This window comes from Campylobacter sp. RM9331 (genome assembly GCF_020137685.1).
Classification (GTDB): domain Bacteria; phylum Campylobacterota; class Campylobacteria; order Campylobacterales; family Campylobacteraceae; genus Campylobacter_E.
Genome location: NZ_JACGBA010000007.1, coordinates 1 through 19,143, shown reverse-complemented (window position 1 = coordinate 19,143; position 19,143 = coordinate 1). Strand labels below are relative to the sequence as shown.

Annotated in this window: 19 protein-coding genes; 17 read left to right on the top strand and 2 right to left on the bottom strand. The window is 26.5% G+C overall.

What is annotated here, in order from left to right:
• Positions 1-25: 25 nt before the first annotated feature.
• From AVBRAN9331_RS04305 to AVBRAN9331_RS04290, 4 genes are all read left to right on the top strand, one after another.
• Positions 26-721, top strand: coding sequence for a transporter substrate-binding domain-containing protein (locus AVBRAN9331_RS04305; RefSeq protein WP_336612463.1), 696 nt, complete (start codon positions 26-28; stop codon positions 719-721).
• Between the two features lie 308 nt (positions 722-1,029).
• On the top strand, positions 1,030-1,746 hold the full coding sequence (locus AVBRAN9331_RS04300) for a transporter substrate-binding domain-containing protein (RefSeq protein WP_214117526.1): 717 nt from the start codon (positions 1,030-1,032) through the stop codon (positions 1,744-1,746).
• Between the two features lie 9 nt (positions 1,747-1,755).
• Positions 1,756-2,949, top strand: coding sequence for an argininosuccinate synthase (locus AVBRAN9331_RS04295; protein WP_336612462.1), 1,194 nt, complete (start codon positions 1,756-1,758; stop codon positions 2,947-2,949).
• Between the two features lie 259 nt (positions 2,950-3,208).
• Positions 3,209-4,237 (top strand): cytochrome-c peroxidase, encoded by a 1,029-nt coding sequence (locus AVBRAN9331_RS04290; RefSeq protein WP_336612461.1) that lies wholly within the window; start codon positions 3,209-3,211, stop codon positions 4,235-4,237.
• Between the two features lie 31 nt (positions 4,238-4,268).
• Here the strand turns inward: AVBRAN9331_RS04290 and AVBRAN9331_RS04285 are convergent, their stop codons facing one another.
• Complete coding sequence (locus tag AVBRAN9331_RS04285; protein WP_214120332.1) at positions 4,269-4,631, bottom strand: histidine triad nucleotide-binding protein; 363 nt, start codon at positions 4,629-4,631, stop codon at positions 4,269-4,271.
• 84 nt (positions 4,632-4,715) lie between these two features.
• Here AVBRAN9331_RS04285 and pheS point away from each other — a divergent pair, with 84 nt between their 5' ends.
• The 13 genes from pheS (at position 4,716) to AVBRAN9331_RS04220 (ending at position 17,353) form a co-directional block, all read left to right on the top strand.
• On the top strand, positions 4,716-5,708 hold the full coding sequence (pheS, locus tag AVBRAN9331_RS04280) for a phenylalanine--tRNA ligase subunit alpha (RefSeq protein WP_214120333.1): 993 nt from the start codon (positions 4,716-4,718) through the stop codon (positions 5,706-5,708).
• Positions 5,705-8,011 carry a phenylalanine--tRNA ligase subunit beta gene (gene pheT, locus AVBRAN9331_RS04275; RefSeq protein WP_336612460.1) on the top strand — a complete coding sequence of 769 codons (2,307 nt, stop codon included), beginning with the start codon at positions 5,705-5,707 and terminating at the stop codon, positions 8,009-8,011. Before pheS ends, pheT begins: the two co-directional genes overlap by 4 nt.
• Positions 8,008-9,285, top strand: a complete 1,278-nt coding sequence (gene aroA / locus AVBRAN9331_RS04270; RefSeq protein WP_336612459.1) for a 3-phosphoshikimate 1-carboxyvinyltransferase — start codon at positions 8,008-8,010, stop codon at positions 9,283-9,285. Before pheT ends, aroA begins: the two co-directional genes overlap by 4 nt.
• A gap of 3 nt (positions 9,286-9,288) precedes the next feature.
• Positions 9,289-10,116 (top strand): 4-hydroxy-3-methylbut-2-enyl diphosphate reductase, encoded by an 828-nt coding sequence (locus AVBRAN9331_RS04265; protein WP_214117519.1) that lies wholly within the window; start codon positions 9,289-9,291, stop codon positions 10,114-10,116.
• Positions 10,117-10,200: 84 nt separating this feature from the next.
• Entirely contained in the window at positions 10,201-11,856 is a 1,656-nt protein-coding gene (locus AVBRAN9331_RS04260) for a 30S ribosomal protein S1 (RefSeq protein WP_214117518.1), read from the top strand.
• Positions 11,857-11,858: 2 nt separating this feature from the next.
• A complete protein-coding gene (locus AVBRAN9331_RS04255) occupies positions 11,859-12,341 on the top strand; it encodes a hypothetical protein (RefSeq protein WP_214117517.1) in 483 nt (160 codons plus the stop codon).
• Between the two features lie 23 nt (positions 12,342-12,364).
• Positions 12,365-12,934 (top strand): elongation factor P, encoded by a 570-nt coding sequence (gene efp, locus AVBRAN9331_RS04250; RefSeq protein ID WP_214117516.1) that lies wholly within the window; start codon positions 12,365-12,367, stop codon positions 12,932-12,934.
• A 2-nt stretch (positions 12,935-12,936) separates the two neighbouring features.
• Positions 12,937-13,269, top strand: coding sequence for a hypothetical protein (locus AVBRAN9331_RS04245; protein ID WP_214117515.1), 333 nt, complete (start codon positions 12,937-12,939; stop codon positions 13,267-13,269).
• Between the two features lie 38 nt (positions 13,270-13,307).
• The gene (locus tag AVBRAN9331_RS04240) at positions 13,308-13,571 is read left to right on the top strand and encodes a DUF2018 family protein (protein ID WP_336608534.1); all 264 of its coding nucleotides are present in this window, start codon (positions 13,308-13,310) and stop codon (positions 13,569-13,571) included.
• The gene (cmoB, locus tag AVBRAN9331_RS04235; protein ID WP_336612458.1) at positions 13,571-14,356 is read left to right on the top strand and encodes a tRNA 5-methoxyuridine(34)/uridine 5-oxyacetic acid(34) synthase CmoB; all 786 of its coding nucleotides are present in this window, start codon (positions 13,571-13,573) and stop codon (positions 14,354-14,356) included. The genes AVBRAN9331_RS04240 and cmoB overlap by 1 nt, the downstream gene beginning before the upstream one ends.
• Before the next feature lies 1 nt (position 14,357).
• Positions 14,358-14,834 (top strand): PaaI family thioesterase, encoded by a 477-nt coding sequence (locus AVBRAN9331_RS04230; RefSeq protein WP_214117512.1) that lies wholly within the window; start codon positions 14,358-14,360, stop codon positions 14,832-14,834.
• A gap of 374 nt (positions 14,835-15,208) precedes the next feature.
• Entirely contained in the window at positions 15,209-15,475 is a 267-nt protein-coding gene (locus AVBRAN9331_RS04225) for a hypothetical protein (protein ID WP_336612457.1), read from the top strand.
• A gap of 816 nt (positions 15,476-16,291) precedes the next feature.
• On the top strand, positions 16,292-17,353 hold the full coding sequence (locus AVBRAN9331_RS04220; RefSeq protein WP_239803683.1) for a tyrosine-type recombinase/integrase: 1,062 nt from the start codon (positions 16,292-16,294) through the stop codon (positions 17,351-17,353).
• Positions 17,354-17,858: 505 nt separating this feature from the next.
• Here the strand turns inward: AVBRAN9331_RS04220 and AVBRAN9331_RS04215 are convergent.
• A complete protein-coding gene (locus tag AVBRAN9331_RS04215) occupies positions 17,859-19,022 on the bottom strand; it encodes an MFS transporter (RefSeq protein ID WP_336612456.1) in 1,164 nt (387 codons plus the stop codon).
• Positions 19,023-19,143 lie beyond the last annotated feature (121 nt).

The window sequence follows — 19,143 nt, the reverse complement described above, 5'->3', positions numbered from 1 at the left end:
TTTTATTGTTTTTAAAGGTAAAATTATGAAAAAATTTATTATTTTATTAGCATTTGTAATGCAAATTTTTGCACAAGATTTAATTAAAGTTGGTATGTCGCCTGGTTTTGCTCCGTTTGGATATATAAAAGATGAAAAAATCGTTGGCTTTGATATAGATTTAGTAAATGAAATGGCTAAAATATTGGATATTAAAGTGGAATTTGTTCCTATGGATTTTGATGGTTTAATGGGTGCTGTTAAATTAGGCAAAATTGATGTGATAGCTTCAGGACTTAGCAATACTCCTGCAAGGGCAAAAAATGTTGAGTTTAGTGATATTTATTACACTGGTTCAAATTGTTTTTTAAGATTAAAATCAAGAACTGATATTAAAGATTTAAATAATTTAGTAGTAGGAGTGCAATTGGGTTCAATTCAAGCTGCAATGCTTAATGAAATTCCTTCGGCAAAACCATTTTTAAATTCTGAAATTTCAAATCTAATCCTAGCATTAGTAAATGGCAAAATAGATGCTGTTATAGTTGATAAATTAGTAGCTAGAGGATATTTAAATACCTATAAAGAAATTGAAATATTTAAAGATATAAAAGAAAAAGGTGGCACTAGCTTTGCATTTGCTAAAGGCAATATTAAATTAAGAGATGATTTTAATAAGGCTTTAGAAATTGTAAAAAGTCAAGGAATTTATGAAAAATTATTAGAAAAATATGAAATGTGATATTTTTTAATACAAATTTTGTTAATTTTGTTACAAATCGTAACGAAATTAACAAAAAAAATAATTTTTTATCATCATTAACAAAAAATATTGATATTATTATTTAAATTATTTTAAAGGAGAAAAAATGCAAAAGAGTGTTGCTAAATTATTTTTAAGACTTCGTTGATGCTTACTACTATTTTTTAATTTCCCAGATTTTATCATTGTTAATTTTTATTATTGTTAGTTTTATCATTGTTATTTAGGTTATTTTAGTTTTTTGCTTTAAGCAATTTAGTTATTTATTTTTATTAAAAGGATTAATTATGAAAAAGTTATTTTTAGGTTTTGCACTAGTTGCACAAATTTTTGCTCAAGATATTTTAAAAGTAGGAACATCTCCTGGTTATGCACCATTTGAATATATGAAAGATGGTAAAATTGTTGGATTTGATATGGATTTAGTAGAAGAAATAGCAAAAATACTAGATATTAAAGTTGAATTTGTTGCTATTGAATTTGATGGTTTAATCAATGCTTTAAAAGCGGGAAAAATTGATGTTATAGCTTCTGGAATGAATGAAACCCCACAAAGAGCAAAAAGTGTTGATTTTTCTAATTCATATTATAACGGGGTAAATTATTATGTTAAATTAAAAGAAAATACTAATATAAATTCTTTAGAAGATTTATCAAAAGGGGCTAAATTAGGAGCTCAATTGGGCACTTTACAAGCTGATGAAGTTAGTAAAATTAAAGGCGTAAAACCATATTTAAATTCTGAATTAATAGTTTTTGTTTTAGCAACCGTTAATAAAAAAATAGATGGTTTTGTATTAGACGCTGCTGTGGCTAAAGGCTATATTAATACCTATCCTGAACTTAGCGTATTTGCTAAAACACCAATTTTAGGTGATGGAGTGAGTTTTGCATTTGCTAAAGGTAATACAAAATTAAAAGATGATTTTAATAATGCCTTAAAAATTCTAAAAGACAACGGAACTTATGTAAAATTATTACAAAAATACGATTTAGATAATTAAGGAGAAAGTATGAAAAAAATTGTTTTAGCTTATAGCGGGGGTCTTGATACTTCAGCAATTATTCCTTGGCTTAAAGAAAATTATGATTGTGAAGTGTATGCTTTAGTAGCTGATGTTGGTCAAGATAAAAATGAATTAGTAGATGTTAAACAAAAGGCATTTAATTCAGGGGCAAAAGATTGTGTGGTAGTTGATTTAAAAGAAGATTTTGTTAAAAACTATATATATCCTACAATTTTAAGCGGGGCATTATATGAAGGCACATATTTATTAGGCACTTCAATGGCAAGACCGGTAATTGCTAAGGCTTTAGTTGATTATGCAATAAGCATTAATGCTGATGCTATCGCACATGGAGCTACAGGAAAAGGAAATGACCAAGTAAGATTTGAATATACTATAAACGCACTAGCACCTAAGTTAGAAGTTATAGCTCCTTGGAGAATTTGGAATATGAAATCAAGAGAAGATTTGCTTGATTTTTTAGCGTTAAAAAATATTAAAACAACTGCGAGTAAAGAAAAAATCTATAGCAAAGATGCAAACGCTTGGCATATTTCAACTGAAGGTGGAGTTTTAGAAGATACAACAACTTTTAATAATGAAGATTGTTTTTGTCTAAGTGTAAATCCAAAAATCGCTCCTAATGAAGCTGAATTAGTAAAATTAAGCATTGAAAAAGGTGTGGTTACAAAGGTAAATGATATTAGCTTAAGTCCTTACGAAGCGTTAAATAAGCTTAATGCAATAGGGGCAAAACACGGAGTTGGTAGGATTGATATTGTGGAAAATAGGCTTGTGGGAATGAAATCAAGGGGATGCTATGAAACACCTGGCGGAACAATTATAAATACTGCTTTAAGAGCGTTAGAGCAAATCGTTCTTGATAGAGATAGCTTAAAATTAAGAGCTATGTTAGGACTTGAAATGAGCTATTTAGTGTATGATGGTAAGTGGTTTTGCCCTACAAGAGCTGCTATTAGTGCTGCGATTAATGAATTTAGCAAAGATTTAAATGGAGAAATAATTATAGAATTATATAAAGGCAATTGCAATGCAATGAGTAAAAGCTCTCCTAATAGTCTTTACGATAAAGATTTTGCAACTTTTAGTGAAGATGAAGTTTATAATCAATTTGATGCAGCAGGATTTATAAGACTATTTAGCTTAAGTGCAAAAATTAGAGCACTAAAAAAATCTTAATTTAATATTTTAGGTCTTTTCATTAAGACCTAAAATTATTCTATTTCTATATTTATTTACAATCTAATTCTATTTTCTAGCTATTCAAAATACTATTATTACGATATTTATTTTAATTTTTACACAAAGCATAGTGATGAATTAAATAATATTTTTTATCAAGAAATAAATTATAAAACTATAAAATTTTATATAAATAATATTTTTTATTATCTAAAAAACTTTATAATCTTTTTACTTTAATTAAAAGGAGAAAATAATGAAAAAAATTATGTTATCTTTAAGTTTATTAGTAGGTTTAAATGCTGCTAGTTTAATTGATGAAGCAAAAGAAGCAGGTTTGGTTGCTATACCTAGCGATAAAGCCAACTTAGAAGAATTAATTAAACAATACGCACCTGATTATGTAGAATATCCTACCACTAAAGAAAGAGTTGAACTTGGTAAAAAACTATATTTTGACCCAAGAATTTCAAAAAGTGGAATTATATCTTGCAATACCTGTCATAATTTAGGTTTAGGTGGAACTGATGGAGTTCCAGCAAGTACAGGGCATAAATGGTCTCCTAATCCACATCATCTAAACTCTCCAACGGTTTATAATTCTGTATTTAATTCTTCGCAATTTTGGGATGGTCGTTCAGGTCATTTACAAGACCAAGCAAAAGGACCTATCCAATCATCAGTAGAAATGGCAGCTATACCAAGTGAAGTTGTGAGCAAAATTACTTCAATTCCTGAATATGTTAATGATTTTAAAAAAGCTTATGGAGATAAAAAAATTGATTTTGATTTAATTGCTACAAGTATTGGTATTTTTGAAAGAACCTTAATAACTCCATCAAGATTTGATGAATTTTTAAATGGTAATGAGAAAGCTTTAAGTAAAGAAGAAAAACAAGGATTAAAACTATTTATAGATAAAGGTTGCACTGCTTGTCATACAGGTATTAATCTTGGTGGGACACTACAAGCATTTGAAGTAGCTAATAAATATAAATATGCAAATATAGGTGATTTTAAAGGAGATAGCGATGGTTTAATTAAAGCTCCTACATTAAGAAACATTGAATTAACCGCACCTTATTATCATAATGGTGCTATTTGGGAATTAGATGAAGCTGTTAAATTAATGGGAAAAATCCAATTAGGAATAGAAATAAATGATGAAGAATCACAATTAATAATTACATTCTTAAAATCACTAACAGGTAAAATGCCTGATATTGCATATCCTAGCTTACCTGCTTCAACTTCTAAAACAATCAAACCTGATTTAGAATATTAAAACATTCCTAGCTAAATGCTAGGAATTTAAATTAAAATAATGCTTCTTTATTTTCTTCAACTTTTGGGATAAATAGTTTTAATCCACCTAGCATATGAAAATGTAAATGAAACACTTCTTGTCCTGCATCAGCACCTACATTAGTAAGTAATTTATATCCGCTTTTATCAAGTCCTAATAATTTTGCAACTTCGTGAATAAAATCTGTCATTTTCGCCATTGTAGCACCATCAACATCTTGAAAACTTACAAATCTTTTTTTAGGAATTATTAATATATGAACAGGAGCTTTTGGGTCTATATCGTGAAATGCTAAAAATTCATCATTTTCTAAAACTTTACTAGATGGGAGTTCGCCTATTACAATTCTTTCAAAAACATTTAAATCGCTCATTTTCTTTCCTTTTTTTAATAGTCTTAATCGTTTATTTATGTAATTTACACTAAAATTGTAAAAAATCAATAAAAAGGCTAACTCTTGGAAGATATTTTAATTAGTTTAGATAATTGTTCTTCGCTTGAAGAATTAGAGCAAATAAAGGTGCAAATTCTTGGTAAAAAAGGTTATTTAACAAGTGAATTTGCTAAGTTAAAAGACTTAGAAGGTGATGAAAAAAAACAAAGAGCAGAAATTTTAAATAAATTAAGAGATGAATTTAATGATAAATTTACTCAAAAGCAAAAATATTTAAAAGATGAATTTATAAAAGCAAAAGCTAAAAAAGATGCTTTCAATTTTGCTTATTTTGATGAGCGTTCAAATTCTGGTGCTCTTCATCCTGTAATGAGCACAATGGATAAGATAATTGATTATTTTTTAAGACAAAATTTTAGTCTTGAAGAAGGTCCGTTGATTGAAGACGACTTTCATAATTTTGAAGCTTTAAATTTACCTAAATCACATCCTGCTAGAGATATGCAAGATACTTTTTATTTTATAGATAAATTACTACTTAGAACTCAAACAAGTCCGGTGCAAATAAGAACTATGAAAAAACAAAATCCACCTATTAGAATGATTGCACCTGGTGCCGTATTTAGAAGAGATTTTGATATTACACACACTCCTATGTTTCATCAAATAGAAATGCTTGTGGTTGAAGATGGGGATAAAATATCTTTTGCTAATTTAAAATATGTTTTAGAAGAATTTTTAAGATATATGTTCGGAGATGTAAAAGTTAGATTTCGTCCAAGCTTTTTCCCATTTACAGAGCCTAGTGCAGAAGTTGATATATCTTGTGTATTCTGCGGCGGTTGTGGTTGTAGAATTTGTAAGCAAACTGGCTTTATTGAAGTTATGGGTTGTGGTATGGTTCATCCAAATGTATTTAAAAATGTTGGCTATAAAAATGTTAGCGGATATGCTTTTGGTTTAGGAGTTGAGCGATTTGCAATGCTACTTCATAAAATACCTGATTTAAGGTCATTATTTGAAGGAGATTTAAGATTATTGGAGCAATTTAAATGATAATTAGTAAGAATTGGTTAAATGAATTTATAGACTTAAAAAATATTAGCACAGATGAATTAGTAAAAACTTTAAATAGCATAGGTTTAGAAGTTGATGGAGTAACTACAATTATAGCTCCTAAAAAAGTTGTAGTTGCAAAAGTAATGAGTAAAGAAAAGCACCCTGATGCTGAAAAATTAAGTATTTGCCAAGTAGATGTTGGTAATGAAGTTTTACAAATCGTATGTGGAGCTAAAAATGTTGAAGCAGGGCAATTTGTAGCAGTTAGTTTAGAAGGTGCACAAATTGGTGATATTACTATTAAAAAAGCTAAATTGCGTGGGGTTGAGAGCAATGGAATGATATGCTCATCAACTGAACTTGGATTTGCCAAAATAAATGATGGCATTATGGTTTTAGATAATAGTATAGGCGAACTTACTTTAGGTAAAGAATTATGTGAATATCCTTTATTTAATGATGAATTAATTGAAATTGAGCTAACTCCTAATCGTGGGGATTGCTTAAGTATTAATGGTATAGCAAGAGATTTAAGTGCAGCATTAGATATTAATTTAAAAGAAAAGAAACCTTTTAAAGATGTTGATAATGCAGAAGGCATTAGAAGAATTTTGAATGTTCATTTTAGTGATGGAATTGATGGTAATTTAAATATAAAAGCAATAGAATTATTAAATAATATTGAAAATACTTTAAAGGTTAAATTAAGATTAGCTAGTATTGAAGAATTAAAAGATAATGCTATAGAAAACTTATTATCTTATACAACACATGCAAGCGGGGTATTATTTAATGCAGTTGATTTAAGCAAATTATGTAATGAATGCGAGCAAATAAGTTTAGATGTAAAAACCAAAGAAAACAAAGAATTTGTTATTAAGTATAAAGATAAAGAATTAGCAATTGCTGGAATTACACAAAATGAAGAATTTAAAATAGATAAAGATAGTAAAAAAATAATCATAATTGCAAATTATGTAAATCCTAAAATAATCGCAAATACTCATAAAAATTATAAAAATACAGATATTTATAGAAGTTTTAGGGGCAGCGAACCAGAGCTTAATATAGGAATTGATTATTTATTTAATTTGTTACAACTTAATAAAAACATTAAAATTTATGGTAGTTCTTGTCAAAATACCCCAAGCAAAGAAAAAATATCAATTAATTGTAATATTAGCGAGCTTGAAAATATGATAGGTCAGTCTTGCGAAAAAAATGATGTTGTGAAAATTTTAAAAAGACTAGGGTTTGAATTAAGTATTGCTGAAGATAATCTATATTTAAAAGTTCCATTTTATAGACACGATATTAATAATTCTGCTGATATTTGTGAAGAAATAGTAAGAATGATTGGCATTGATAATATTAAGCCTAAACCACTTGATTTTTATGAATTAAACAGAACAAACAACACTTATTTAAAATATAAAAAATCTCTTGAATTAAGAAATAGAGCTTTAATGTGTGGATATTTTGAAAGTATTGGCTATGTTTTTGATAACAAAGAATTTTTAGAAAAATTAAATTTAAAATATATCAAAAATGAAATTATAAACCCAATCACAAATGAAATGAATACGCTAAGAAGTTCTATCATTAGCACACTTTTAAAACAAGCTAGTTTTAATTTTAATAATTCAAGAAAATCAGTAAAATTATTTGAAATTGGTAGTGTCTTTGATGAAAACGGACAAGAAAATAAAAAATTTGCTTTAATTAGCTCTGGCTTAAGTGAAAATGCAAATTTAAAAAATCATGCAAAACCTAAAAATGTTGATTTTTTCACATTCTTAAATGAATTAAAAACAATATTAAAGGATTTTCAATTAAAATCTAGTAATTATCATTTATTTAGCGAATTTGAAAGAGCTGATATTTATAAAAACAATCAAAAAATAGGGGTAGTTGGAAGATTAGATTTACATTTAGAAAATGAATTAGAATTACCGGTTACTTATTTATGCGAAATTGATTTTAATGCTTTAGAGTATGATTTTATACAAGCAAAAGCTTATTCAAAATTCCAAGGAACAACTAGAGATTTAAGTATTTTAGTGCCTAAAAACTATGATTATTCAGTTATAAAATCAACTATAAATAAATTAAACATTAAGAATTTAAAAGATTTTAAAATAGTAGATTTATATCAAGATGAAAGCTTAAAAGATTATGAAAGTTTAAGTATAAGTTTTTCATTTGTTGATGATGAAAAAGTATTAAAAAATGATGATATAAATAATGAAATGAATGAAATTATTAGTGAATTAGATAAAATAGGATTAAAATTAAGATGAAAATAAAAGCATTAAATAAACAATTTGATTTAGTTTTGGAAAATATAGCTGCAGATAAATCTATCTCTCATAGAGCTGCTTTATTTTCTTTATTAACTAATGGGGAGTGTAAGGTTAAAAACTATCTTTATGCACAAGATTGCCTACATACTTTAGAAGTTGTAAGAAATTTAGGTGCTACAATAAAAATATATGAAGATAAAAATGAATTAGTTATAACACCGCCTAATGCTATCAAATCTCCTAATGTAGTTTTAGATTGTGGAAATTCTGGGACACTAATGAGACTTTTAATTGGTTTTTTAGCTAGTCAAGATGGTTTTTTTGTTTTAAGCGGAGATGAATATTTAAACAAAAGACCTATGAAAAGAGTAAGCGATATACTTAATAAACTAGGGGCTAAAATTGATGGTAGAGAAGGGGCAAATTATGCTCCTTTGGCAATTAGGGGAGAGAAAATAGATTATTTTACTTTTGAAAATACTCTAAAATCAGCACAAGTAAAAACTGCATTAATATTAGCTGGATTATTGAGTAATGGTTGCGAAATATACGAAAGCGAATTAAGCAGAGATCATTCAGAAAATTTATTAAAAATGATAAAAGCACCAATAAAAACAGATGGTTCTAAAATAGAAGTAAAACCATTACAAGATAAATTACAATCGTATGAAATAGAAGTTCCAAATGACCCTTCTTCTGCATTTTTCTTTGCTGTTTTATGTGCTATCAGTGATAATTCCACTCTAGTTTTAAAAAATATGCTTTTAAATAAAACTAGAATTGAAGCATTTAAAATTCTTGAAAAAATGGGGGCAAATATTACATATCAAATAGAGAAAAATGATTATGAAAATATAGGAACCATTACTATAAAAAGTTCTAAGCTAAAAGCTGTTGAAGTTAGTGAAAATATTTCTTGGCTAATTGATGAAATACCAGCATTATCAATAGCATTTTTATATGCTGAAGGAAATTCTATTGTCAAAAATGCAAAAGAATTAAGAGTAAAAGAAAGCGATAGAATAAAGGCTGTCCTTGAAAATTATTCAATTTTAGGTGTTGAATACGAAGAATTTGAAGATGGATTTATGGTTGTTGGAAAAAGTATAAAAAATAATAATGTAATACTAAAAAGTTTTGCAGACCACAGAATAGCTATGAGTTTTTCTTTGCTAGCTAAAGATTATGAAATAGAAATTGACAATGTTGAATGTGTAGATGCTTCTTTTACAAATTTTTATGAAATTTTATCTTTATTTGAAAGACAATAAAATATGAAAATAGAATTAGCTAAAAGTTACGGATTTTGTTTTGGAGTTAAAAGAGCTATCAAACAAGCAGAAAAGACTAAAGATGCAGCCACTATTGGGCCATTAATTCACAATAATGATGAAATATCAAGATTAAAGAACGATTTTAATGTAAAGACTATTAATGATATAACAGAATTAAATGATGAGAAAAAGGCTATTATAAGAACGCATGGAATAACAAAACAAGACTTAGACATATTAAAAGAAAGTGGTAGAGAAATTATAGACGCAACTTGCCCTTTCGTTAAAAAGCCACAAGAAATTGTGGAAAAAATGAGCAACGAAGGGTATGAAATTGTTATTTTTGGAGATAGCAATCATCCAGAAGTAAAAAGCGTAAGAAGTTATGCTACTACTAATAATTATGTAGTTTTAGATGAAAAAGAACTGATAGATATTAAGTTTAAAAATAAAGTAGCTTTAGTAAGTCAAACTACAAAAAAAGTAGAAAAATTTATGCAAATAGCTAATTTTTTAATGTTAAAAGTAAAAGAAGTAAGAGTTTTTAATACAATTTGCGATGCAACATTTAAAAACCAAGAAGCTATTAAAATTCTTGCAATGAAAAGTGATGTTATGATAATTGTTGGCGGTAAAAATAGCTCAAATACAAAGCAATTATTTTTAATAGCAAAAGAGCATTGCAAAGATAGTTATTTAATTGAAAATGAAAATGAATTAGATTTTAATTGGTTTAAGGATAAAAATCTATGTGGAATTAGTGCAGGAGCTAGCACACCTGAATGGATTATTGATAAAGTTGTTAAAAAAATAGAAAATTTTACTTAATATTAAATAGTCATAAGTGAAATAGTGATAGAATAGGGCACAATCATTTCTTAATTTGATTAATTTTATTACAAAAGGACCAAAATGGCTAAGTTAAATGGAGCTCATAACAATTTAGAAGATTTAGAAAACATTGATTTCGCGGCAATGTTAGATGAGTTTGAAAGCGAAAAAAATCCTGAAAATATTTCAGTAATTGATGGAAAAATTATTAAAATTGAAGGCGACGAAGTATTTGTTGATATACAAGATAAATCAGAAGGTGTTTTAAATATTAGTGAAATCACAAAAGATGATAAGCTATTGTTTAATGTTGATGATGTTATTAAGGTAACAGTTGTAGGTAGTTATAATGGACGCCGTTTATTATCATACAAAAAAGCACTTCGTAAAGAAAAAGTAGTTGAATTTATTAAAAACTATAATGAAGACAATAACGATACTTTTGAAGTAAAAATCATAGGAAAAAATCGTGGTGGTTTTGTTGCAGTAGATAATAATGAAGTAGAATTTTTCTTACCAAAATCACAATGCTCTCATAAAGAAATTAATACTTTAATGAATAAAAAAATTAAAGTTAAAATATTAAAAATTGACGAAGAAACACAAAGTATAGTTGTGTCAAAAAGAAAAGCAAACGAAGAAGACCGCAAAAAGAAAAAAGAATTAATTAATAATATAATCAACGATTCAGAACTTAAAGAAGGTGTTGTTAGAAAACTTACAAGCTATGGAATGTTTGTTGATATTGGTGGAGTTGATGGCTTAGTTCATTATAGCGAAATATCTTATAAAGGTCCTGTAAATCCTAGTACTTTATACAAAGAAGGGGATAAAGTTTTAGTAAAAATTGTAGGATATGATGAAGAGAAAAAACATATTTCTTTATCAATTAAAGCAGCTTTAAGTGACCCTTGGGATGAAATTAAAGATAGCTTAGAAATTGGAGATATTTTAAAAGTAGTAGTTTCTAATATTGAAAATTATGGAGCTTTTGTAGATTTAGGAAATGATATTGAAGGATTTTTACATATAAGTGAAATTTCTTGGGATAAAAATGTTAAAAATCCAAGAGATTATTTAAAAGAAGGTCAAGAAATTGATGTTGAAGTAATTGAAATAGATTATGAAAAACGCCGTTTAAGAGTATCTCTTAAAAATTTACTTCCAAAACCTTTTGATGGCTTTAATGAGAAATTTAAAGCAGGAGATATTGTTGAAGGCGAGATTAGCACTATTACAAATTTTGGAGCTTTTGTTAAAATTGACAATATTGAAGGTTTATTATTAAATGATGATATATCTTGGACTGAAAATGAAACTTGCAAAAAAGTTTATAAAGTAGGGGATAAAGTAAAAGTTAAAATTAGAAAAATTGATAGTGAAAACCAAAAAATTTCTTTAAGTGTTAAACATTTAGAAGAAAGTCCTAGTTCATTATTTGCTAAAGAACATAGATTAGGTGATGTTATTAAAGGTATTGTAAGCGATATTAAAGACTTTGGAGTGTTCGTTAAAGTAAATGATAAAGTTGAAGCTTTAATTAAAAATGAAGATTTAGGAGAAGTTAAGCCTAATATTGGAGATGAAATTGAAGGAGCTTTAATTTTCACTAGAAATGGTAAAATTCGCTTAAGTATAAAAAAATTAAATTTAATTAAAACTCGTGAAGATTTAGAAAAATTTAATTCTGATGATAAAATTACAATAGGTGATATAATTAAAGATCAATTACAATAGTAATGAAACAACACTCGTTATATTTTATATTTGGAATAATTTTTTTTATTTTAGTATTGGTTTTAATGCTATTAATAAAATCTGCAAATTATAAAGATTTGCAGATTTCTAAAATTATTGATGAAAATATTGAAATTATTAAAAATAAAATATCAAATAATGAGTGGTATGCTAAATTAGCTAAAGATGAATTGGGAGATTCTTACCCAATATCAAATGAACTTTATGTTCATTTTGAATTACAAGATACAGGTAATTTAAGTAAAAAGAAATTTTTTAAATTAAATATAGATAAAAACGATAATTATTCTTTGTTTTGTGTAAAACAAACTATATCTAATTTAAATTTGAAATATTTTTTAATTAATAATAAAAAATATTCTCAGATAGTCATAGATACTAACAATATTTCTTTATTGCATTACCTTATAGATAGTTTAAAAAACTATAATATCAATTCTGATTTTGAAGAAATTTGGATTTAATTTAATTTTAAAGGATTAACAAAATGGCATCTTATTCAATGGGTGATTTAAAAAAGGGTTTAAAAATAGAAATAGAAGGTGTTCCTTATAAAATAGTGGAATATCAACATGTAAAGCCAGGTAAAGGTCCTGCTTTCGTAAGAATAAAAATAAAATCTTTCATAAATGGTAAGGTTTTAGAAAAAACTTTCCACGCAGGTGATAAATGTGAATCTCCTAATTTAGTAGAAAAAGAAATGCAATATTTATATGATGATGGAGAATTTTGCCAATTTATGGATAATGAGACTTATGAGCAAGTAGCTATAACAGAAGAAGATGTTGGCGAAAGTAGAAAATGGATGATTGATGGTATGAATGTAAGCGTATTATTCCATAACGGAAAAGCAATAGGCGTTGAAGTTCCGCAAGTTGTTGAGCTAAAAATAGTTGAAACTCAACCGAATTTCAAGGGTGACACACAAGGCTCTAATAAAAAGCCAGCTACTTTAGAAAGCGGTGCAGTTGTTCAAATACCTTTCCATGTATTAGAAGGGGAAGTTATTAGAGTAGATACTCAAAGAGGCGAGTATATAGAAAGAGCTAATAAATAATTATGAACGATAAAGCAAAGCGTGTAAAATACTTAAGAGCTTTAGAAAAAGCTGCTAATCGCTTTGCTTTAGCCTTAAAAAAAGAAGATTTTTCAGATGGTATTTTCGCATCTAGTATAGAGCAGAATTTAAAATTACTAAATAAATGTGAGCCTGTTTATCTTGATTCTACATATTCAAAAGAATTAGAAAATTTTGTAAATTTATGCTGTTTTTCTCAATTAGACAGATTTGAATTAATTAGCAAATTTAATACTCTAGAGAAAATAAAAAAGCAAAATCAATACAAAAAAACAAAACATAAAAATCAATTATATGATAATTTATTTAGTTAAAATATATTTTTATTTAAATAAGTTATTGGAGAATTAAAATGGATGATTTTGATAAATTATTTGAGACCACACCAGAAGAAAAACTAATAGATGTATTACAAAACGCACCAAGAGGTGCAGTTCAAAATACTGTAGTAACGCATAGTAAAGAATTTTTAGCATTAAAATTATTATTAGAAAAGCAAAATATAGACTATACACAAGTTGAAGAATTTATATTTAATAATGATGCTTTGCTAAATGAAATGCTAAATGATGTTTTTATAGATTTAACAGCAAAAATTTTAGGGCATGAGGGATAATGAAAGTTATTTTTGATGATATTGTTGAAATTTATGATAATACATTAAATGAAGAAGATTTATTAATTAAAGCAAAAAGCCTTAAACCTTGGAGAAAAGGGCCTTTTAAAATAAATAATATTTTTATAGATAGTGAGTGGAAAAGCAATATAAAATATAATATTTTAAAAAAGCATATTGGTTGTATTGAGAATAAAATAGTGGCTGATGTTGGGTGCAATAATGGTTATTATATGTTTAGAATGCAAGAATTTAGACCAACTAAGATTGTCGGATTTGACCCTTCTCAAAGGTACTATGAGCAATTTACTTTTTTAAATTCCTTATTTAAAACGAATATTGTATTTGAGAGATTAGGGGTAGCTGATTTACCAAGCTACAATCATAAATTTGATGTAATTTTTTGCTTAGGGGTGATTTATCACAGAAGCGACCCAGTGCAAATGCTAAAACAATTAAAACAAAGTCTAAACACTAATGGGATTGTATTTTTAGATACTATTTATTTTGATAGCGAACAACCTTTTGCTTTAGTTCCAGATACAAGTTATGCAAAAATGTCTAATGTATATTTTATACCAAGTATTAAAGCATTGCAAAATTGGTGTAAAAAAGCTAATTTCAAAGAATTTGAAATACTAGCAACTTCTAAAACAACAATAGAAGAGCAAAGGAAAACAGATTGGATTGATGGATATAGCTTGGAAGATTTTTTAGAAGATGATGATTTTACAAAAGAAGGTTATCCTGCACCAAAAAGAATATATATAAAATTAAAGGTATAAAATGGCTGAAGAAAAAAATGATATAGAAGAAAATTCTACAGAGATTAAAATCAATGTTGAAGCTTGCCCTACAATAAATACAGAAATTTGTGGCAACATTACCGAAACAGATGAAAACAAAGCAAATCTGCAATTAAAAATAACATCTGAATTAATTTCAGATTCTGAAGGTTTAGCGCATAATGGTTTTATATATTCTGCAGGAGCTTATGTTGCACAAGTAGCAATTAACAAAAAAAATACCTGTGTTATAGGCTCAAGAACTAGTTTTTTTGCACCGGCTAAAATAGGGGATATTATATCTTTTGAAGCAACTGCTAAATTTGATAATAGTAAAAAAAGAGAAGTTTTAGTAAAAGCATATATAAGAGAAGTATGCGTATTTGAAGGTATTTTTTATGTTCTAGTAACAGATGAACATATATTAAAAATGCAAAAAAGTGAATTAGCAAAATACCAGAGCAAAAAACAAGAATAATAATTTTCTTGTTTTATAAACTAAAACCTTTTATACAAATCAAATTCAAAATATATAAAAACACTACACTTAAAACAACAGCACTTGCATTTGCCTTAACTTAAAGCATATTTGATATTTAGTTTAAAATGAGTATTTAAAAAGTGCTTAGACATTATATATATTTGACTTCAAAAGATATCAATAGTAAGTATTATGTTGAGTCATTTTATGATATTGATTGACAGGCGGACTAGACTAAGTCACCTTGCTAAGCGAAGCATTAAAGCCTTGTATATTAGCCTACAATATATATTTAAAGCCCTTGTCGCTCAATAAGAGCTACTTATATCACGCATTTGTATTATACAATTATGTATTAATAGGAGCTTAAAATGGGCTTAGATTTGGGAATAGGCATAAAATTAGCTTTTGATGGATTTAACGGAATTAAAGACAAGCAAACTTCTTTAAAGGTGCTTGGTCGTGTAGCAAAGCTAAATGCTGATGATATGGATAAATTAAATGCAAGTATTGCTAAGCTAAACAAACTTGATATAAAAACAAAATTAGCAAGTAAAGAGTTAAAAAATTTTAAAGATGAACTAAGTGGCAATTTAGCCCGAATTGGTGCTTTAGCAGTACTTGTGAAGTTTACGTGAGATTTCGAGAGTACTTTGGCTGATTTTAATAATACTGCTAAGCTTAGTGATTTTGAGCTTTTAGCAAATAACATACATATATTTCTATTGTTCAATAAAATATATGAGTTTATAAAACATAATTCAAATACTATTAAACGCAACAAGTAAGCTTAAAATAGCATTTAAACTAATAGTTGCCAAAAAAAGACTTAATAATAATTTGTTATAAACAATCTAAAATCTTTAGTTTTATTAAAATCGCAGAGTGATGATATGGTTTTAAAATACTAATTTGAAAATTATAGTTTTCAATACTAATATAACATGTAAACATATTAAATATGCTAATAATCAATTTAGATTGCTTTTATTTTTAAAATAATTTAATAGTCTTACGGAACTTAAATTATATACTTATACCAATCACTTATGTATTTTTCATATGCCTACGCCAATAATTTCAATACTATAAAAATACTTCATTTCCAAACATAGCAAAATTAGATTTAATAAGGTTTTAGAATTTAATTTATATATGTAATATAATTTTCAAACTATTTTTTATATGCTTAATATAAATTTGAATTATTTCTATATTAATTATTTTAATAAAATATATAAATAATTTTTTGATATTTTATACGATATTTAGTATATTTATAAAAATAATCATATTATTTTATGTATTATTTTATGTAAAATTATCATATTTTTTTATTATTATTTTTAATAAAATTTTACATATTAAATCTATATTGAAAACTAAGTTTATAATATAATCTTCTTTTATTATAATTTTTTTCTATATTAAACAACTTATTTTAAGGAACAATTATGAAATACCCTTTAGATTGTGAAGACAATTTTTCAAAATCATTTTTATTTTGGATAGCTAAATTTCTAAAATTTAAATTAAATTCTTTATCAAATAAACTACTTGAAAAAGCAGAAGAATTAAGAGAGATTAATATTGCTTTAAGTAAAAATAATTTCACTATAGAAGAATTAGATGAGCTAGCTAAAAAATCAAGAAATATAGGAATGATTGGTGTAAATACTTATTTTAACCCTATTAAAAAATTTTACGAGCAAATAATTCACTATAAGCTATATTCCCTAAAACTAATTGATGAAGAATTGGTAATTGAAATTCTATCAAGTATAACAGCAGGTCTTAGTGATGCGAGTAAAAAAAATCACAAAATCGCTATAGTTAATTTTTTTAAATTTTTAAGTTCGCAAAATAAAGATGATGATAGTTCTTATGTTTATGAAATAGAGTTAAAAAACTGGTCAGGATTAAACTCATCATCAGGACACAAACTACCAGAATTTATGAGTGAAGAGCAAATGAAAACATTTTTAAATACTCTAAATAATTATGAGTTTAAAAGTAATCAAGACAGAAATAAACTTGCTATAAAAATCATATTATTTACTGGAGTAAGGGTTAATGAAGTTCTTAGATTAAGGTTAAAAGATATTAGCTATGAAAATGATTTGATAAGCCTTAGAATTCATGCTAAAGGTAATAAATATAGAGTGGTTTTACTAAATATAAATTCCATTAAAGAGCATTTAGAATATTTTAATAATTTCGCCGAACCTAATCAATACTTATTTACAAATAAACAAGGTAAGCCATTAACTCAAGCTTATATATCAAGATTAATTGAAAATGTATTATTAGCAGCCGGTATTCGCAAAGAAAAAAATGGAGCTCATATGTTAAGACATAGTTTTGCTACCCTACTTTATAAAAAAGAAAAAGATTTGTTATTAGTCCAAGAAGCCTTAGGACATGCTTCGCTTAATACTTCAAGAATTTATACTCATTTTGATAATGATAAATTAAAATTAGCAGCAAAAATAGCTAATAATTTAAAAGAAGACTAAAAAGTCTTCTTATGTATCCATCAAAACTATTAAATTAATTTAGCTCAAAATAAGTATAAAAAAACTTTTTTCATTATATATAGTGTTTATCCTAAAAAAAGTAATAGCACAAATATACCTACTTTATTTAAAACTTATACTTACATACAATAAAACTAGCACAGATAAAAAACACTTTTTCATCATATAAGTTATAAAAATACCCACCACTTAAACTACCAAAAAATACACCTAATCCGTAAAACTCTCATTTATTCCAAAATTTAAGCTAAATGCCCTACTTTATTTTGAACCTATTCTTTTATAAAAAAATTAACACAAATAAACCACTTTAGCTAAAACAACTATAAACTATAAATAAAAGCACATAATACTAAATTTTATTTTGTTTAGCTTAGTTTTTGCTCTATTATATATAGTGTTTATCCTATAAAAAGTAATAGCACAAATATACCTAATCCGTAAAACTCTCATTTATTCCAAAATTTAAGCTGAATGCCCTACTTTATTTTGAACCTATTCTTTTATAAAAGAAAACTAAAAAACAACTAGCTAAAATAAAACTAGCACAAATAAAAAACACTTTTTCATCATATAAGTTATAAAAATACCCACCACTTAAACTACCAAAAAACGCACCTAATCCGTAAAAACTCTGATTTATTCCAAATATTTTTGAGCTAATTTGTTTAGGTATCTTTTTTCTTATCATAGAATAAACGCTAGGCATAATAGAGCAAAAGCTAATACCGGTTATAAACCTAACTAAGCAAAATAACCAAAAATTATGGCTAGTAAAATAATGCAATATTAAACATATAAACAAAGCAAAAGTGCTAATTAAAATTAAATTAACTTCTCCATAATCTTTTGCTAATTTTGATAATTTCGGAGCAAATATAGCACTAGCAATTCCTGCTAAACTAAAGCAAAAACCTGTAGCTAATTCTTTATGGTCTACTAATTTTGAAACAAATAAGCCGATTATAGGACCTATAAATGTTTGAGAATACTGCACTAAAAACGAAGCTAAACACAAAACTATTACAAATGAATACAAGCCTTTATCAAGCCTTATTTTTTCGCCTTTAGGAACTGGAGTAAAATCTTCTTTTACAAAAAACAATATCAATAAAAATATACTAATTAATAAAAATCCCGATATTGCAAACTGAACTCTAAAATCAAAAAAGTGCATTAATACTCCACCAAACAATGGTCCTAAAAGTGAGCCTGTTATCTGAAATGAGCTAAGTTTTGCAAGAGATACATTCACATCATCTTTAGGAGCATTAACAGCTATTAATGCAATACAAGCAGGGTTAAACCCAGAAAAAAATCCCATAATAAATCTAAGCATTATAAATGATTCTGCGGTTTTTAAAAATACGCTAATTAACAAGCACAAGCCCATACCAAAACTAGCTCTTAAAAGCATTTTTTTACGACCATATTTATCAGCTAAAATACCCCATAATGGTGCAAACAACGCCATAGTAAGTGTGCTACCAGCATAAGCTAAACCACTATATAAGCTAATCTTATCTCCGCTCACTCCATATTCTTGCATAATAAATGGTAAAAGCGGTAGAATTTGATTAAGCGCTAATGTGCTTAAAAATGAACCTAATGAAACTATTAAAAGCATAAATTTAAAATTACTTTGCATAGGTTTATTATAGTTCTTGTTTGTAATTAAAGCTACTTTTATAGTGAATAATTAAGTGATTTAAAATGAATTGAAAGCTTTAAATATTCGTTGCTTAAGTTAGATTTTATATTTAAAACCT

Coding starts and splice junctions, on each gene's coding strand:
- AVBRAN9331_RS04305 (WP_336612463.1), top strand. CDS start 26: ATGAAAAAATTTATTATTTTATTAGCATTTGTAATGCAAATTTTTGCA.
- AVBRAN9331_RS04300 (WP_214117526.1), top strand. CDS start 1,030: ATGAAAAAGTTATTTTTAGGTTTTGCACTAGTTGCACAAATTTTTGCT.
- AVBRAN9331_RS04295 (WP_336612462.1), top strand. CDS start 1,756: ATGAAAAAAATTGTTTTAGCTTATAGCGGGGGTCTTGATACTTCAGCA.
- AVBRAN9331_RS04290 (WP_336612461.1), top strand. CDS start 3,209: ATGAAAAAAATTATGTTATCTTTAAGTTTATTAGTAGGTTTAAATGCT.
- AVBRAN9331_RS04285 (WP_214120332.1), bottom strand. CDS start 4,631: ATGAGCGATTTAAATGTTTTTGAAAGAATTGTAATAGGCGAACTCCCA.
- pheT (WP_336612460.1), top strand. CDS start 5,705: ATGATAATTAGTAAGAATTGGTTAAATGAATTTATAGACTTAAAAAAT.
- aroA (WP_336612459.1), top strand. CDS start 8,008: ATGAAAATAAAAGCATTAAATAAACAATTTGATTTAGTTTTGGAAAAT.
- AVBRAN9331_RS04265 (WP_214117519.1), top strand. CDS start 9,289: ATGAAAATAGAATTAGCTAAAAGTTACGGATTTTGTTTTGGAGTTAAA.
- AVBRAN9331_RS04260 (WP_214117518.1), top strand. CDS start 10,201: ATGGCTAAGTTAAATGGAGCTCATAACAATTTAGAAGATTTAGAAAAC.
- AVBRAN9331_RS04255 (WP_214117517.1), top strand. CDS start 11,859: ATGAAACAACACTCGTTATATTTTATATTTGGAATAATTTTTTTTATT.
- efp (WP_214117516.1), top strand. CDS start 12,365: ATGGCATCTTATTCAATGGGTGATTTAAAAAAGGGTTTAAAAATAGAA.
- AVBRAN9331_RS04245 (WP_214117515.1), top strand. CDS start 12,937: ATGAACGATAAAGCAAAGCGTGTAAAATACTTAAGAGCTTTAGAAAAA.
- AVBRAN9331_RS04240 (WP_336608534.1), top strand. CDS start 13,308: ATGGATGATTTTGATAAATTATTTGAGACCACACCAGAAGAAAAACTA.
- cmoB (WP_336612458.1), top strand. CDS start 13,571: ATGAAAGTTATTTTTGATGATATTGTTGAAATTTATGATAATACATTA.
- AVBRAN9331_RS04230 (WP_214117512.1), top strand. CDS start 14,358: ATGGCTGAAGAAAAAAATGATATAGAAGAAAATTCTACAGAGATTAAA.
- AVBRAN9331_RS04225 (WP_336612457.1), top strand. CDS start 15,209: ATGGGCTTAGATTTGGGAATAGGCATAAAATTAGCTTTTGATGGATTT.
- AVBRAN9331_RS04220 (WP_239803683.1), top strand. CDS start 16,292: ATGAAATACCCTTTAGATTGTGAAGACAATTTTTCAAAATCATTTTTA.
- AVBRAN9331_RS04215 (WP_336612456.1), bottom strand. CDS start 19,022: ATGCAAAGTAATTTTAAATTTATGCTTTTAATAGTTTCATTAGGTTCA.